General features: G+C 52.2%; 13 protein-coding genes and 2 tRNA genes. 4 read left to right on the top strand and 11 right to left on the bottom strand.

Translation table 11 applies throughout. The features are described from left to right. Positions 1-2,022, bottom strand: a complete 2,022-nt coding sequence (gene rep / locus ACTU3N_RS18425; protein WP_443087575.1) for a DNA helicase Rep — start codon at positions 2,020-2,022, stop codon at positions 1-3. 157 nt (positions 2,023-2,179) lie between these two features. Between rep and ppiC the strand changes: the two genes are divergently transcribed. After that, positions 2,180-2,461, top strand: a complete 282-nt coding sequence (ppiC, locus tag ACTU3N_RS18430; protein WP_001140259.1) for a peptidylprolyl isomerase PpiC — start codon at positions 2,180-2,182, stop codon at positions 2,459-2,461. Between the two features lie 172 nt (positions 2,462-2,633). On the opposite strand, the gene ilvC is transcribed toward ppiC, so the two are convergent. Further along, on the bottom strand, positions 2,634-4,109 hold the full coding sequence (gene ilvC, locus ACTU3N_RS18435) for a ketol-acid reductoisomerase (RefSeq protein ID WP_443087576.1): 1,476 nt from the start codon (positions 4,107-4,109) through the stop codon (positions 2,634-2,636). 214 nt (positions 4,110-4,323) lie between these two features. Here ilvC and ilvY point away from each other — a divergent pair, with 214 nt between their 5' ends. Beyond that, entirely contained in the window at positions 4,324-5,232 is a 909-nt protein-coding gene (ilvY, locus tag ACTU3N_RS18440; protein ID WP_443087577.1) for an HTH-type transcriptional activator IlvY, read from the top strand. A 62-nt stretch (positions 5,233-5,294) separates the two neighbouring features. On the opposite strand, the gene ilvA is transcribed toward ilvY, so the two are convergent. The 6 genes from ilvA to ilvL all read right to left on the bottom strand — a co-directional run bounded on the left by ilvA (position 5,295) and on the right by ilvL (position 11,938). Continuing rightward, positions 5,295-6,839, bottom strand: a complete 1,545-nt coding sequence (gene ilvA / locus ACTU3N_RS18445; RefSeq protein ID WP_443087578.1) for a threonine ammonia-lyase, biosynthetic — start codon at positions 6,837-6,839, stop codon at positions 5,295-5,297. A 2-nt stretch (positions 6,840-6,841) separates the two neighbouring features. Beyond that, positions 6,842-8,692, bottom strand: coding sequence for a dihydroxy-acid dehydratase (gene ilvD / locus ACTU3N_RS18450; RefSeq protein WP_443087579.1), 1,851 nt, complete (start codon positions 8,690-8,692; stop codon positions 6,842-6,844). A gap of 127 nt (positions 8,693-8,819) precedes the next feature. Beyond that, on the bottom strand, positions 8,820-9,749 hold the full coding sequence (gene ilvE / locus ACTU3N_RS18455; RefSeq protein WP_443087580.1) for a branched-chain-amino-acid transaminase: 930 nt from the start codon (positions 9,747-9,749) through the stop codon (positions 8,820-8,822). A gap of 8 nt (positions 9,750-9,757) precedes the next feature. Next, positions 9,758-10,036: an acetolactate synthase 2 small subunit gene (ilvM, locus tag ACTU3N_RS18460; protein ID WP_443087581.1), complete on the bottom strand. Its 279-nt coding sequence runs from the start codon at positions 10,034-10,036 to the stop codon at positions 9,758-9,760. Next, positions 10,033-11,679 carry an acetolactate synthase 2 catalytic subunit gene (gene ilvG, locus ACTU3N_RS18465; protein ID WP_443087582.1) on the bottom strand — a complete coding sequence of 549 codons (1,647 nt, stop codon included), beginning with the start codon at positions 11,677-11,679 and terminating at the stop codon, positions 10,033-10,035. The genes ilvM and ilvG overlap by 4 nt, the downstream gene beginning before the upstream one ends. A 139-nt stretch (positions 11,680-11,818) precedes the next feature. Further along, complete coding sequence (ilvL, locus tag ACTU3N_RS18470; protein ID WP_443087583.1) at positions 11,819-11,938, bottom strand: ilv operon leader peptide; 120 nt, start codon at positions 11,936-11,938, stop codon at positions 11,819-11,821. Positions 11,939-12,260: 322 nt separating this feature from the next. Between ilvL and ACTU3N_RS18475 the strand changes: the two genes are divergently transcribed. Then, positions 12,261-13,781, top strand: coding sequence for a YifB family Mg chelatase-like AAA ATPase (locus tag ACTU3N_RS18475; protein ID WP_443087584.1), 1,521 nt, complete (start codon positions 12,261-12,263; stop codon positions 13,779-13,781). A gap of 23 nt (positions 13,782-13,804) precedes the next feature. Here the strand turns inward: ACTU3N_RS18475 and ACTU3N_RS18480 are convergent, their stop codons facing one another. Continuing rightward, positions 13,805-14,143, bottom strand: coding sequence for a DUF413 domain-containing protein (locus tag ACTU3N_RS18480; protein ID WP_443087585.1), 339 nt, complete (start codon positions 14,141-14,143; stop codon positions 13,805-13,807). A 118-nt stretch (positions 14,144-14,261) separates the two neighbouring features. On the opposite strand from ACTU3N_RS18480, the gene hdfR reads away from it, so the two are divergent. Then, on the top strand, positions 14,262-15,083 hold the full coding sequence (gene hdfR, locus ACTU3N_RS18485) for an HTH-type transcriptional regulator HdfR (RefSeq protein WP_443087586.1): 822 nt from the start codon (positions 14,262-14,264) through the stop codon (positions 15,081-15,083). Positions 15,084-15,178: 95 nt separating this feature from the next. On the opposite strand, the gene ACTU3N_RS18490 is transcribed toward hdfR, so the two are convergent. Together ACTU3N_RS18490 and ACTU3N_RS18495 are read right to left on the bottom strand one after the other, a co-directional pair. Beyond that, positions 15,179-15,254: transfer RNA gene (locus tag ACTU3N_RS18490), tRNA-Trp, on the bottom strand. 8 nt (positions 15,255-15,262) lie between these two features. Further along, a tRNA-Asp gene (locus ACTU3N_RS18495) sits at positions 15,263-15,339 on the bottom strand. Between the last annotated feature and the right edge of the window lie 49 nt (positions 15,340-15,388).

Here is a 15,388-nt window from a genome sequence, read left to right on the forward strand (position 1 = left end):
TTATTTCTCCCTGGCTTTCGCCAGCATCGCGCGGATGTTCGCAACATTTGCCTGCCCTTTATGCATCCGCTCCTCGGCGCTAACAACTTTGCGCTCTTGTTCCCAAATCACATCGTCCTGCGGCAACTCCAGCAGGAAACGACTCGGCTCAGGACGTACCAGCTCGCCATACTGACGGCGCTCTTTGCAGAGGGTAAATATCAGCTCTTTCTGCGCACGCGTAATGCCGACATACGCCAGCCGACGCTCTTCATCGACATTGTCTTCGTCAATACTGCTCTGGTGCGGCAACAAGCCCTCTTCCATGCCGACCAGGAACACATACGGAAACTCAAGCCCTTTAGAAGCATGAAGCGTCATCAACTGCACCTGATCGGTTTCTTCATCGCTCTCGCCGCGCTCCATCATATCGCGCAGCGTAAAGCGTGTAACCACCTGATCCAGCGTCATTGGCTCATCCAGCTCGCTGCCTTCGAGCATTTCGGTCATCCAGCCAAACAATGTATTGACGTTTTTCATGCGCATTTCGGCTGCTTTTGGGCTGGGCGATGTTTCAAAGAGCCAGGACTCGTAATCAATGCCGTGAATCAAATCACGCACTGCCGCCACCGGTTCACGCTCCACCAGGCGCTGCACTTCGCCAAGCCAGTGGGTGAAGCGCACCAGCGATTCATAACCACGGCCAGAAAGCGTCTGATTAAGGCCGACATCAAAGCTGGCGGCAAACATGCTTTTATTGCGCAGCATCGCCCATTCACCCAGTTTTTGCAGCGTCGCCGGGCCAATTTCGCGCCTGGGCGTATTCACAATACGCAAAAACGCGCTGTCATCATCCGGGTTGGTTAGCACGCGCAGATAGGCTAATAAATCTTTGATTTCCGGGCGTGAGAAGAACGAGGTACCGCCAGAAATTTTGTACGGGATGCGGTTTTGCATCAAAAATTTTTCAAATACCCGTGACTGATGGTTGCCACGGTAGAGAATAGCGTAATCCTTATACTGCGTTTTATTCACAAAGTGATGAGCAATCAGCTCGCCTGTAACACGCTCGGCCTCATGTTCTTCATTGTTTGCACTCAGGACTTTCAGCTCTGGCCCGTAACCCAACTCGGAGAAGAGGCGCTTTTCAAAAACGTGCGGGTTATTAGCAATTAAAATATTCGCCGCTTTCAGAATACGCCCGGATGAACGGTAGTTTTGTTCCAGTTTGATGACCTGCAACGCCGGGAAGTCCTGGCTCAGCAGCACGAGGTTTTGCGGCCGGGCGCCGCGCCAGGAATAGATAGACTGATCGTCATCGCCAACCACGGTAAAACGCGCGCGTTGGCCAACTAACAGTTTAACCAGCTCGTATTGACTGGTGTTGGTGTCCTGATATTCATCCACCAGCAGGTAGCGAATCTTGTTTTGCCAGCGCTCCCGCACTTCTTCGTTACGTTGCAGCAATAACGTCGGCAGCAAGATCAAATCATCAAAATCGAGTACGTTACACGCCTTCATATGCGCGTCATACAGGCCGTAGCAGTGAGCGAAAATACGATCGCGCTCGCCCTTCGCCTGCGCGGCGGCCTGCGACGGTGTTAACAGATCGTTTTTCCAGTTTGAGATCGTCGAGATCAGCTGCTGCAGCACCACTTTATCGTCTTCGATCAACCCTTGTGTTAAATCTTTGAGCAGCGCGACCTGATCGGTATCGTCGAACAACGAGAAATTCGATTTCATGCCAAGCGCGGCGTACTCACGCTTGATAATGTCCAGGCCAAGCGTGTGGAAGGTCGAAATCATTAGCCCCCGGGCCTCTTTACGCCCGAGCGTTTGCGCAACACGCTCTTTCATTTCACGCGCCGCTTTATTGGTAAAGGTTACCGCCGCAATATGGCGCGCCTGATACCCGCAGCCACGGATCAGATGGGCAATTTTATTGGTGATCACGCGTGTTTTGCCGGAGCCAGCCCCCGCCAGCACCAGGCAAGGTCCGGTGACAAATTCGACGGCTTGTTGTTGTCCGGGGTTTAAACGCATAAGAAAATCGCTCAATGAAAGTCAGGGAAGGAAAATGTATAAAACTTAACAGGCAGCGCACCGATAAGCTCTGCCACTCAGGAGACAGATTGCAGGCCGGAGCATATAAACGCGTGGTAGTATAGCGAGCGTAAACTATTCCACTCAAGGCACGATCATGGCAAAAACGGCAGCAGCACTGCATATCCTTGTTAAAGAAGAAAAATTGGCTCTGGAGCTTCTTGAGCAGATCAAAAACGGCGGCGATTTTGAGAAGCTGGCAAAGAAACACTCTATTTGCCCGTCAGGTAAGAAAGGTGGCCATTTAGGTGAGTTCCGCCAGGGCCAGATGGTACCTGCGTTTGATAAAGTCGTGTTCTCCTGCCCGGTGCTGGAACCCACCGGCCCGCTGCACACCCAGTTCGGCTACCACATCATCAAAGTGCTGTACCGCAACTAACGAAAAAGCCCGGTACGTATGGATACCGGGCTTATCAACCGTTCAGAAAAAATACGTTTTCTACGGGTGCTCAGGCTTGCGGCAAATCTGTAAGCAAATGTCCTCCGGCAACAAAGAGACCGCTGTCTGTTGCCGGAGAGTACGCGCTTTTTCCTGACGAAAAGCAGGAGAATTAGCCAGCAACCGCAATGCGTTTCATATCTGTCATGTATCCGCGCAGCTTCTGACCCACTTTTTCAATGGCATGGCCGCGAATGGCTTCGTTGACGTCGCGCAGCTGTGCGTTGTCCACCGCGCCTTCGGCTATCGGCGTACCCAGATCGCCGGTTTGCAACGTCGTCATAAACTCTTTCAGCAGCGGCACGCAGGCGTAAGAGAACAGATAGTTGCCGTATTCTGCCGTATCGGAAATCACCACATTCATTTCATACAAGCGTTTACGAGCAATCGTATTGGCAATCAGCGGCAGCTCATGCAACGACTCATAATAGGCAGACTCTTCAATGATGCCGGAATCCACCATGGTTTCGAATGCCAGCTCCACACCGGCTTTCACCATGGCTATCATCAGAACACCTTTATCAAAGTACTCCTGTTCGCCAATCTTACCTTCGTACTGCGGGGCGTTTTCAAAGGCCGTTTTGCCGGTCTCTTCACGCCAGGTCAGCAGTTTTTTATCATCATTGGCCCAGTCAGCCATCATGCCGGAAGAAAACTCGCCAGAGATGATATCGTCCATATGTTTCTGGAACAGCGGCGCCATAATGCCTTTCAGCTGTTCAGACAGTGCATACGCACGCAATTTCGCCGGATTAGACAGCCTGTCCATCATCAGCGTAATACCGCCTTGTTTCAGCGCTTCGGTAATCGTTTCCCAGCCGAACTGGATAAGCTTTTCCGCATAAGCCGGATCGGTACCTTCGGCCACCAGCTTATCAAAGCACAGCAAAGAGCCCGCCTGCAGCATACCGCACAGAATAGTCTGCTCGCCCATCAGGTCTGACTTCACTTCTGCAACAAAAGAGGACTCCAGGACACCGGCACGATGACCGCCAGTGGCTGCTGCCCAGGCTTTCGCAATCGCCATCCCTTCGCCTTTCGGATCGTTTTCCGGGTGGACGGCAATCAGCGTTGGCACACCAAAACCACGCTTGTACTCTTCGCGCACTTCAGTGCCCGGACATTTCGGCGCCACCATAACAACGGTGATGTCTTTACGAATTTGCTCGCCCACTTCAACAATATTGAATCCGTGTGAATAACCCAGCGCCGCGCCCTCTTTCATCAGCGGCTGTACCGCACGCACAACATCTGTGTGCTGTTTGTCCGGCGTCAGGTTTACAACCAGGTCCGCTTGCGGGATCAACTCTTCGTAAGTCCCTACTTTAAAGCCATTTTCGGTAGCTTTACGCCAGGAAGCGCGCTTTTCAGCGATAGCTTCGGCGCGCAGAGCGTAGGAAATATCCAGGCCTGAATCGCGCATATTGAGGCCCTGGTTAAGCCCCTGAGCGCCACAGCCGACGATGACCACTTTTTTACCCTGAAGGAAGCTTGCGCCATCGGCAAATTCTTCACGCGCCATAAAGCGACATTTGCCCAGTTGCGCCAGCTGCTGGCGCAAATTCAGTGTATTAAAGTAGTTAGCCATGATGAGACCTCAGTTGTGTTGTGTGTTCCCGCCCTGCTTCGTTAATAACTACGCAGGTATGGCTGCGCGACGAATGATGGCAGGATGCTTTGTTGTTCAGTTCGCTGATTAGCGAGATTGATTCCACTATATGACAGGAAATGCATTGCTTAAATTGATATATTAACAATGTGGTATTGCAATTTATGCAATGCAAATATGTGGAGTCGGTCTCATGGATTTACGCGATCTGAAAATGTTCCTGCATCTGGCGGAAAGCCGCCATTTTGGCCGCAGCGCGCGGGCTATGCATGTTAGTCCCTCCACACTTTCACGCCAGATTCAGCGCCTGGAAGAAGATCTTGGTCAGCCGCTGTTTATACGTGATAACCGTACCGTTACGCTGACTGAAGCAGGCGAAGCGCTGCGTATTTTTGCGCAGCAGACGTTATTGCAATATCAACAGTTGCGTCACGCTATCGATCAACAAGGCCCGTCGCTGTCCGGGGAGCTGCATTTGTTCTGCTCCGTTACCGCCGCGTACAGCCATCTCCCGCCGATCCTTGACCGTTTTCGCGCCGAGCATCCCTCAGTAGAGATTAAGCTGACAACCGGTGATGCAGCCGATGCCATGGAGAAGGTGGTCACAGGCGAAGCGGATCTGGCTATTGCGGGTAAGCCGGAAACATTGCCCGGTGCTGTTGCTTTTTCAATGCTGGAAAACCTGGCAGTGGTACTAATTGCTCCGGCGCTTCCCTGCCCGGTGCGTAACCAGGTGTCACAGGCGGATCCGGACTGGTCAGTGGTGCCGTTTATCCTGCCGGATCAAGGGCCGGTTCGTCGGCGCATTGAGCTGTGGTTTCGACGCCATAAGCTCAGCAATCCGTCTATTTATGCCACTGTTGGTGGTCACGAAGCGATGGTGTCCATGGTTGCGCTGGGCTGCGGTGTGGCGCTCATTCCGGAAGTGGTGCTGGAAAATAGCCCTGAACCGGTGCGTAACCGGGTAATGATTTTAGAGCGAAGCGATGAAAAGACGCCGTTCGAGCTTGGCGTGTGCGTGCAAAAAAAGCGGCTGTATGAGCCGCTTATTGATGCGTTCTGGAAAATATTGCCAGGCCAGAGCACCTTTCATCAGGCATGACAACGCTCGCCGTTATGAGTTTTGCCCGGCGTGATCATACTGCGCCGGTTTCTTAGCAAATATTAACCCGCAAGGAAAAACTGAAACGCCGGGTTATCGCTTTCGTTATGGCACTCATAACCCAGCTCGCTAAGGCGCGTTTCGAAATCCGGCTCATGTTCGCCCAGTTCAAAAGCGGCTAATACGCGCCCGAAATCGGTGCCGTGGCTGCGATAGTGGAAAAGCGTGATATTCCAGTACGTGCCGAGCGTATGCAAAAATTTCAGCAACGCGCCGGGTGATTCCGGGAATTCGAAACTGTACAAGCGCTCCTGTAACGGTTTTGAAGGCCGCCCGCCAACCATATAACGAACATGCAGCTTCGCCATTTCGTCATCAGACAGATCCACCACGCTGTAACCCCCATCGCGCAGCATATCCAGAATCTCTTTCCGCTCCGCCAGCCCACGGCTTAAACGCACGCCAACAAATATGCAGGCATCTTTTGCATCGGCAAAACGATAGTTGAATTCTGTGACTGAACGGCCGCCAAGCAGTTGGCAGAATTTCAGAAAGCTGCCTTTCTCTTCGGGGATAGTCACTGCCAACAATGCTTCACGCTGTTCGCCGAGTTCGCAACGCTCTGAGACATAGCGCAGACCGTGAAAGTTCACGTTCGCGCCGGAAAGCACATGCGCCAGCCGTTCGCCGCAAATATTGTGTTGCGCGATATACTTTTTCATTCCTGCCAGCGCCAGAGCGCCGGACGGTTCAGCCACCGCACGAACATCTTCAAAGAGATCCTTCATCGCCGCGCATATTGCATCGCTATCAACGGTGATAATATCGTCGATATATGCCTGACACAGGCGGAAGGTTTCGTCGCCAATACGCTTCACCGCCACACCTTCAGCGAACAGACCAACACGGGGTAAATCAACCGGCCTCCCGGCATCCAGCGCAGCTTTCAGGCAGGCGGAATCCTCGGCTTCCACGGCAATGACTTTAATTTGCGGCATCAGTTGTTTGATGAGTACAGCCACACCGGCTGCCAGGCCACCGCCGCCGACCGGTACAAATACCCGATCAAGATGGGCGTCTTGTTGCAGTAACTCCAGCGCCAGCGTGCCCTGCCCGGCGATCACCATTGGATGATCGAAAGGGGGAACATAGGTAAAGCCCTGCTGCCGGGAAAGTTCAATCGCTTTGGCTTTCGCCTCGTCGAAATTCGCCCCGTACAGCAGCACTTCGCCACCAAAACTGCGTACCGCATCAACTTTTATATCGGCCGTTGCCACCGGCATCACAATCAGCGAGCGGATACCCAGGCGCGTGGAAGACATCGCCACTCCCTGGGCATGATTGCCTGCCGAGGCAGTAACCACACCATGGGATTTCTGCTCTTCAGTCAGCCCGGCAATCATCGCGTACGCGCCGCGTAGCTTGAAGCTGTGCACTGGCTGGCGGTCTTCACGCTTCACCAGGATGACGTTGTTAAGACGTGACGACAGCTTTTCCATTGCTTGCAGCGGCGTCACCTGCGCCACTTCATACACTGGCGCACGCAGCACCGCTCGTAAATATTCCGCGCCTTCAGGCGCGGCGGAAAGGGGCTGGGATTCGGCCATTGTTAACCCCCAAGTTTGGATTTGTCGCGTACCGCGCCTTTATCCGCACTGGTCGCAAGACTGGCATATGCGCGCAGAGCAAAAGAGACTTCCCGCTCGCGATCTTTGGGTGTCCAGGCTTTATCGCCGCGCGCTTCCTGAGCTTCGCGACGTGCCGCCAGTTGTTGATCGCTCACCTGCAGTTGAATACCACGGTTCGGGATATCAATTGCAATGATATCTCCATCTTCGATCAGACCAATATTGCCGCCGCTGGCTGCTTCCGGAGAAACGTGCCCAATGGAAAGACCCGACGTACCGCCGGAAAAACGCCCGTCGGTGATAAGCGCACAGGCTTTGCCCAACCCCATGGATTTCAGGAAGCTGGTCGGGTAGAGCATCTCCTGCATCCCCGGCCCGCCTTTCGGGCCTTCATAACGGATAACCACCACATCGCCCGCCACGACTTTACCGCCGAGGATAGCTTCAACTGCCGCATCCTGGCTTTCATACACTTTTGCCGGGCCGGTAAACGTCAGGTTACTGTCATCAACACCTGCGGTTTTTACGATGCAGCCGTTTTCTGCGAAATTACCGTACAGCACAGCCAGACCGCCATCTTTACTGTAGGCATGCTCCAGCGAACGGATGCAGCCTTCGGCGCGATCGTCATCCAGCGTATCCCAACGGCAATCCTGCGAGAAAGCTTGCGTAGTACGGATCCCGGCAGGCCCGGCGCGGAACATCGTCTTCACGGCATCATCGTTGGTCAGCATTACGTCATATTTTTCCAGCGTCTGCGGCAGTGTCAGACCAAGAACGTTTTTTACGTCGCGATTCAGCAACCCGGCGCGATCCAGTTCACCGAGAATACCCAGTACGCCACCGGCGCGATGGACATCCTCCATATGATATTTTTGCGTACTTGGGGCGACCTTACACAGCTGCGGCACTTTGCGTGACAGTTTGTCGATATCACTCATGGTGAAATCAATCTCTGCTTCCTGTGCGGCGGCCAGCAAATGCAAAACAGTATTCGTAGAACCACCCATGGCGATATCCAGCGTCATGGCGTTTTCAAAAGCGGCTTTGCAGGCAATCTCTCGCGGCAGTGCGCTGGCATCGTCCTGTTCATAGTAACGTTTGGTTAATTCAACGATGCGCTTCCCGGCATTGATAAAGAGCTCTTTACGATCGGCATGAGTTGCCAGCAGCGAGCCATTGCCAGGCTGAGAAAGGCCCAGCGCTTCAGTCAGACAGTTCATGGAATTAGCGGTGAACATGCCGGAGCAGGAACCACAGGTCGGGCACGCGGAGCGTTCAACCTGCTCGCTCTGATCATCTGAAACGTTAGGATCTGCGCCCTGAATCATGGCATCGACGAGATCAAGCTTGATTATCTGGTTAGAGAGCTTCGTTTTTCCTGCTTCCATCGGCCCGCCGGAGACAAAAATCACCGGAATATTCAGGCGCAAGGAAGCCATAAGCATGCCTGGGGTGATTTTGTCACAGTTGGAGATACACACCATCGCATCGGCGCAGTGCGCATTCACCATATATTCAACGGAGTCCGCGATAAGCTCGCGTGAAGGCAGTGAGTAGAGCATGCCGCCATGCCCCATGGCGATGCCATCGTCTACGGCGATAGTGTTGAATTCTTTCGCTACGCCGCCTGCGGCTTCGATTTGCCCGGCAACCAGTTTGCCCAGATCGCGCAGGTGAACATGCCCCGGTACGAACTGCGTAAAGGAGTTAACGACCGCAATGATTGGCTTGCCGAAATCTGCGTCGGTCATACCGGTTGCGCGCCACAGCGCGCGGGCACCCGCCATATTGCGCCCATGAGTGGTGGTGGCGGAACGATACTTAGGCATACATCTACTCCCAGTCTGTCTAATAAATGGGGCGGTGCGTGACGCCCCATATTTATTTTCTATACTCTAAGGTTCCGAAAGTCGCTAAGCGAGTTCAGACATGCGCCCGGAACCTGAACGGTTATAGTTATTGATTAACTTGATCCAACCAGCCCCATTTGTCTTCGGTTTCCCCGGTGAAAAGACCAAAGAAAGCGTTCTGGATGCGCTTAGTGACCGGGCCGCAACGGCCTTCTCCTACCTGGATACCATCGACGCTGCGAACCGGGGTGATTTCCGCCGCGGTACCTGACATAAATACTTCATCGGCAAGGTATAAAGATTCACGAGACAGCACCTGTTCGCGCACTTCAATCCCTAACTCTTTCGCCAGCTTGATAATGGCATCACGCGTGATTCCCGGCAGAGCGGAGGAGGTAAACGGCGGTGTAAACAGGACGCCATCTTTTACTTCAAACAGGTTTTCACCGGCACCTTCAGAGATATAGCCATTTACGTCCAGCGCGATCCCTTCCTGATAGCCATGCCGACGTGCCTCGCTGCCTACCAGTAATGAAGAAAGGTAATTACCGCCCGCTTTTGCAGCAGTCGGGATTGTGTTGGGTGCCGCACGATTCCAGGAAGAAACCATCGCGTCAATTCCCTGATCCAGCGCTTCTGCGCCCAGGTAAGCTCCCCACGGGAAAGCAGCGATAATCACGTCAGTGGTGTAGTCCGCGGGTGGGTTTACGCCCATTCCCACATCGCCAACAAAGACCAGCGGGCGGATATAGGCACTGGAAAGATTATTTTTTCGAATCACTTCACGGCAGGCTTCCATCAATTCATCAACGCTTTGGGAAACCGGAAAGCGGTAGATTTTTGCAGAGTCGCGCAGGCGCTGCATATGTTCGCGATGGCGAAAGACGACCGGTCCTTTATGCGAGTCGTAGCAACGGATCCCTTCAAAAACTGAAGTACCGTAGTGCAAGGCGTGGGACATTACGTGAACTTTCGCGTCTTCCCAGCGAACCATCTCGCCATTGAACCAAATGTAGTCTGCTTTCTTCGTCGTCATTGTTCTTCCTATTGCGCTAAGGCGCGTATTTGTTGTGATTGTGATGATGTGGCACGCTGCCGGATATCAACCCGGGCGACGTCGACAAGTTTGCTCAACTGGCTAAACAGTAATTCGACAGGTCGCAGACTGGCAACGGTCAATTGGATATTTATGTTTTGCGTATCGCTGGCGGTTTCCATATTCATAGCACATACCCGGAAACCTCGATGCCGCACCACGCGCAGTACGCGCTCTAAGGTTTCCGGACTGAAGCGTGCTTCAACAGCTACCTGATGTTCCATCATGATAATTTCTCCAGCATTTGTGAATTACTGGCGCCGGGCGGCACCAACGGCCAGACATTTTCAAGCTCATCAATTGAGACATGAAGCAGGAATGGCCCGGGGCTTGTGAGCAGGGTGTCCAGTGCCGCTTCAACCTGGTCTTTTCGGGTGATGTGCAGCCCGGGAATGCCGAAGGCGCTGGCCAGTGTGATGAAATCTGGATTGTCGGTCAGGGTCGTTTCGCTATAACGTTCATTGAAGAATAATTGCTGCCACTGACGAACCATTCCTAAACGCTGGTTATCCAGCAATACTATCTTCAGCGGCAGCTGCTTTCGTTTTACGGTGCCCAGCTCCTGAACATTCATCATGAAGGAACCGTCACCGGAGATACAGATTACCGTATCATCCGGGCGGGCAACCTGCGCGCCAACGGCGGCCGGCAGGCCAAATCCCATAGTGCCTAAGCCGCTTGAGGTGATGAAATTTTCCGGACGCGTTATGGCCAGGTGCTGCGCCGCCCACATTTGATGCTGGCCTACGTCGGTCGTTACTACACAATCGGCAGGTTTACGCTCAGAGAGCTGCTTTAACAGCAGCGGTGCATAAATAGCTTCGCCGGGGTGATCATAACGCCAGGCATGTTTGGTGCGTAAATCCGCACAATGCTCGCGCCATTGCTCAATAACCAGTGTTTGTTGCAGCGCGGGCAGCAGGTTGTTCAGATTTCCTACAAGCGCCACATTTGCCTGACGCAACTTACTCATTTCCGCTGGGTCGATATCCATATGGATAACTTTTGCGTTTGGAGCAAACGTATTCAGCTTGCCCGTCACACGGTCGTCAAAACGAGCACCGACGGCAATGAGTAAATCACATTCCTGAACAGCAAAGTTCGCGGCTTTCGTACCATGCATGCCCAGCATACCCAGATATCCGGGGTATTCAGGTTGTACCGCACCTAACCCTTTTAATGTACAGGCAACCGGTATTTGCGTTACCGTTAAAAATTCGCGCAGAGCCGGTACTGCATGCGCCATACCCACACCGCCGCCAACATAAAGCATCGGTTTTTTTGACTGCGCCAGCATCTGGTATGCCTGTTTAATCTCGGCTTGCGGCAATGCGCTGTCATCTACCACGCTGGCAAACCAGGGTTCCGGCGAACCTGTCTCTAACTGGATATCCTTGGGTATATCCACCAAAACCGGCCCCGGACGCCCCGAACTGGCAACATGAAAGGCTTCTGCCATCACTCGCGGCAAATCTTCCAGCGACTCCACCAGGAAACTGTGTTTGGTGCAGGCAAGAGACAAACCCAGAACGTCAACTTCCTGAAACGCATCCGTACCGATAAAAGGCGCGCTGACCTGGCCAGTTATCGCCACAACGGGGACAGAATCTAACAACGCATCGGCCAGACCGGTTATGAGGTTAGTGGCACCTGGACCTGAGGTGGCGATACAAACACCTGTTTTACCCGTCGCGCGAGCATACCCAATCGCTGCCATCGCCGCGCCCTGCTCATGCCGACACAGTAGGTGTTCCACGCCTCCGTCATACAACGCATCGTAAACCGGCATAATTGCGCCGCCTGGATAGCCGAAAACAATATCGACTTTCTGCATTCGCAACGCATGTACGACCCACTGCGCTCCATTCATAGCTAAATCCCCGTCTTAAACTTAGAGCAACAGAATTTTGTGCTATTTCTCATTCTCTGCTCCTTATTTATATTTCCAGGCCATAAAAAAACCCCCGGACCTTTCGGTGCGGGGGTCTTAGTTCGTTAAGGCTTGTTTTTTAAGCCTTTCCTCGTCCAAGTGCAGCCCCGCACGGTGGGATAATAATCACCACCACGCTAATCACGACCAGGCTAATCACTCGTAGAAGGGCTGTCATTTTTGTTCGTTCTTGCTTCATGTTCGAAGGAATACCTAAAGAGGTATCACAGATTTCCAATCATACACAAGAAATATTTATGACCCTTTTTACGAGTTAAGCGAAAAACCGTCAAAAAGCGATTGTTTTATATGACAAAAACAGGAGCTGAAAATATTTCACTGTTGCCGGGCGTATTCCAGCTGTTTTTTTAGGTTAATGACATAAATGCGAGCTGCATTCCGCCGCTTTGGAAAATGCAACATCTTGCAAGAAAAGGCCGGAAAATGGCTCGTAAATGCTGTTTTTTGAGGATGAATAACAAAAAAGAAAAGACGATACTTCGCGGTAAAAAGGAGGGGATATGGCGCTGTCGGTAATTTATACGCGAGCGGCTCTTGGCGTGACGGCGCCGCTGGTCACTGTAGAGGTACATATTAGTAACGGGCTTCCCGGGCTGACCATCGTTGGTTTGCCTGAGACGACCGTCAAAGAAGCACGAGACAGGGTACGTAGTGCAATCATTAATAGTGGATATGAATTTCCGGCAAAGCGGATCACAATCAATCTTGCTCCAGCTGATTTGCCTAAAGAAGGTGGCAGGTATGATTTGCCCATTGCTATTGCGCTCCTGGCGGCTTCTGAGCAACTTACGGCATTTGGGTTAGGGAAATATGAGTTTGTCGGTGAACTCGCACTTACAGGCGCTTTACGGGGTGTTCCCGGCGCTATTTCCTGTGTGATGGAAGCGGTAAAAGCGGGCAGAAAAATTATTATATCTCAGCAGAACGAGGCTGAAGCCAGCCTGGCTGAAACTGAAGCCTGTTTCGTTGCAGCCCATCTTCAGGAAACCTGTGCCTTCCTGGAAGGTAAGCACAAGCTCCGATCGCCCACGCTGACAAGCGAGCAGAATGAGACTCATCACGAAGACTTATGTGATGTTATTGGTCAGGAGCAGGGGAAACGCGCCTTAGAAATAACCGCAGCCGGAGGTCATAATCTGCTGCTTATAGGGCCTCCAGGCACAGGTAAAACGATGCTGGCTAGCCGGTTGAGTAGTTTGTTGCCACCGCTAAGCAATCAGCAAGCATTGGAATGCGCCGCAGTAATGAGCGTAGTGAACGATGCGGTCATTACCCGACACTGGCGCCAACGTCCTTTTCGTTCTCCGCACCATAGCGCGTCGCTGACAGCGATGGTAGGTGGTGGTTCCATACCCGTTCCTGGCGAGATTTCGCTTGCTCATAATGGAGTGCTGTTTTTGGATGAACTACCCGAGTTTGAACGCCGCGTGCTTGATGCGCTGCGCGAGCCGATTGAATCAGGAAAAATCCATATTTCGCGAACACGAGCAAAAGTAACCTATCCGGCACGGTTTCAACTCATTGCAGCGATGAATCCCAGCCCAACCGGCCATTACCGGGGAAACCATAATCGCTGTTCGCCGGAACACACGCTGCGCTATCTGGGGAAATTATCTGGTCCATTTCTCGATCGCTTTGATATGTCGCTTGAAATACCGTTACCCGCAGCAGGAGTAATGAATCAATCGCATAAAAAAGGGGAATGCAGTGCGCAGGTCCGTGAGCGCGTGACCCAGGCACAGGCATGGCAACTGAGCCGTCAGAATAAACTCAATGCTCAGCTTGAAAGCAGCGAAACAAAACAGTTTTGTCAGCTAACAAAGGATGACGGGTGCTGGCTGGAGGGGACATTGATACGCCTGGGTCTTTCTGTACGCGCCTGGCAACGCTTGCTGAAAGTAGCGAGAACTATTGCCGATCTGGAACAACATGAGTCCATCCAGCGAACTCATCTCCAGGAGGCGTTAAGCTATCGCGCAATCGACAGATTACTCATTCACTTGCAGAAGCTATTGGCGTAAAAAAAAGGGCCGCAGCCCTTTTTTCAATCATCGGTATCGGTGTAGTCTTCCGCACCTTCCATCTGTGGTTTACCGCCGGACAGCGTGTGGAAGCGCTTTGGTCGCTTAATGCGAGCCATATACTTGATCCAGACACGTTCTGCTTCCGTGTTTGGTTCCCGTTCGCCGCGGCAAACCGAGACGAACTGCATCTCTTCTTCAGTCTGCGGTGCACGCTTACCGAGCTCCAGCTCGTTAAAAGCATAACCGTGACGCTCAAGTAGTTGAGCCTCTTTGATGGTGAAATCACCGTGACGAGAGAACCCGCGTGGATAATTTTTATTGTCGAAAAAACGATTCGTTGTCGTAAAGCTTTCCGCCATCCTGCACGCTCCTAATTCTTTGGCCGAGCTATTTATGGCGCGGAGTATTAGTTACGCTTGACAGAGTGTAAAACAAAAGATTTAAATCATTACGACAAATAATTTTGTGGAGAAAGCAGTGGATACGGAATTACTAAAAACTTTCCTGGAAGTAAGCAGGACACGTCACTTCGGCCGGGCAGCAGAAGCACTCTATCTGACGCAGTCGGCGGTGAGTTTTCGTATTCGCCAGCTAGAGAATCAGCTTGGAGTTAATCTTTTTACACGTCATCGTAACAACATTCGTTTAACAGCAGCCGGCGAAAAGCTTCTTCCCTATGCTGAAACATTAATGAGCACATGGCAGGCCGCACGTAAGGAAGTGGCACATACGTCCCGCCATCACCAATTTTCTATCGGTGCCAGTGCATCCTTATGGGAATGTATGCTAAGCGACTGGTTGGGGAAACTTTATACTCTCCCGGGAGATTTTCAATTTGAAGCGCGCATTGCTCAAAGGCAGTCGTTAGTGAAGCAATTGCATGAGCGCCAGTTGGATCTGCTAATCACTACTGAAACCCCGAAAATGGATGAATTTAGTAGCCAGTTACTTGGCCATTTCACCATGGCACTTTACAGCGCGGAGCCGGGCAGAAATAAATCTGAGTTGAATTATTTACGTCTTGAATGGGGGCCGGATTTCCAGCAACACGAGGCTGAGTTGATTGCCAATGATGACGTACCAAGGTTAACGACCAGTTCGGCGGAAGTTGCACATCAGCAATTAGCCAGACTAAATGGTTGCACATGGTTGCCTGTTACGTGGGCAACACAAAAAGAAGGGTTACATCCGGTTGCAGATGCCGCTTCTCTTACCCGCCCACTTTATGCAATATGGCTACAAAATAGTGACAAACAGAATCAAATCAAGGAAATTTTTCAGGTCGATATCATTGATTAGTATAGGGAGGAAAGGACGCCGCGCAGGCGTGCTTTTGTCAGGAAACGGGGAATAAAAAGCAAAAAAAATCCTTAGCAGACGCTAAGGATTGTTTCTGGCAGGGGCGGAGGGACTCGAACCCCCAACACCCGGTTTTGGAGACCGGTGCTCTACCAATTGAACTACGCCCCTAATTAGGGTGGCGGAACGGACGGGACTCGAACCCGCGACCCCCTGCGTGACAGGCAGGTATTCTAACCGACTGAACTACCGCTCCACCGAATTTCTTTACAACCACCGGCTTGTTGCACCGGTTTCACTGCTTA

The sequence above is a fragment of the Vagococcus sp. WN89Y genome, assembly GCF_052220145.1.
In the GTDB taxonomy this organism is placed as follows: domain Bacteria; phylum Pseudomonadota; class Gammaproteobacteria; order Enterobacterales; family Enterobacteriaceae; genus Kosakonia.

Coding starts and splice junctions, on each gene's coding strand:
- rep (WP_443087575.1), bottom strand. CDS start 2,022: ATGCGTTTAAACCCCGGACAACAACAAGCCGTCGAATTTGTCACCGGA.
- ppiC (WP_001140259.1), top strand. CDS start 2,180: ATGGCAAAAACGGCAGCAGCACTGCATATCCTTGTTAAAGAAGAAAAA.
- ilvC (WP_443087576.1), bottom strand. CDS start 4,109: ATGGCTAACTACTTTAATACACTGAATTTGCGCCAGCAGCTGGCGCAA.
- ilvY (WP_443087577.1), top strand. CDS start 4,324: ATGGATTTACGCGATCTGAAAATGTTCCTGCATCTGGCGGAAAGCCGC.
- ilvA (WP_443087578.1), bottom strand. CDS start 6,839: ATGGCCGAATCCCAGCCCCTTTCCGCCGCGCCTGAAGGCGCGGAATAT.
- ilvD (WP_443087579.1), bottom strand. CDS start 8,692: ATGCCTAAGTATCGTTCCGCCACCACCACTCATGGGCGCAATATGGCG.
- ilvE (WP_443087580.1), bottom strand. CDS start 9,749: ATGACGACGAAGAAAGCAGACTACATTTGGTTCAATGGCGAGATGGTT.
- ilvM (WP_443087581.1), bottom strand. CDS start 10,036: ATGATGGAACATCAGGTAGCTGTTGAAGCACGCTTCAGTCCGGAAACC.
- ilvG (WP_443087582.1), bottom strand. CDS start 11,679: ATGAATGGAGCGCAGTGGGTCGTACATGCGTTGCGAATGCAGAAAGTC.
- ilvL (WP_443087583.1), bottom strand. CDS start 11,938: ATGAAGCAAGAACGAACAAAAATGACAGCCCTTCTACGAGTGATTAGC.
- ACTU3N_RS18475 (WP_443087584.1), top strand. CDS start 12,261: ATGGCGCTGTCGGTAATTTATACGCGAGCGGCTCTTGGCGTGACGGCG.
- ACTU3N_RS18480 (WP_443087585.1), bottom strand. CDS start 14,143: ATGGCGGAAAGCTTTACGACAACGAATCGTTTTTTCGACAATAAAAAT.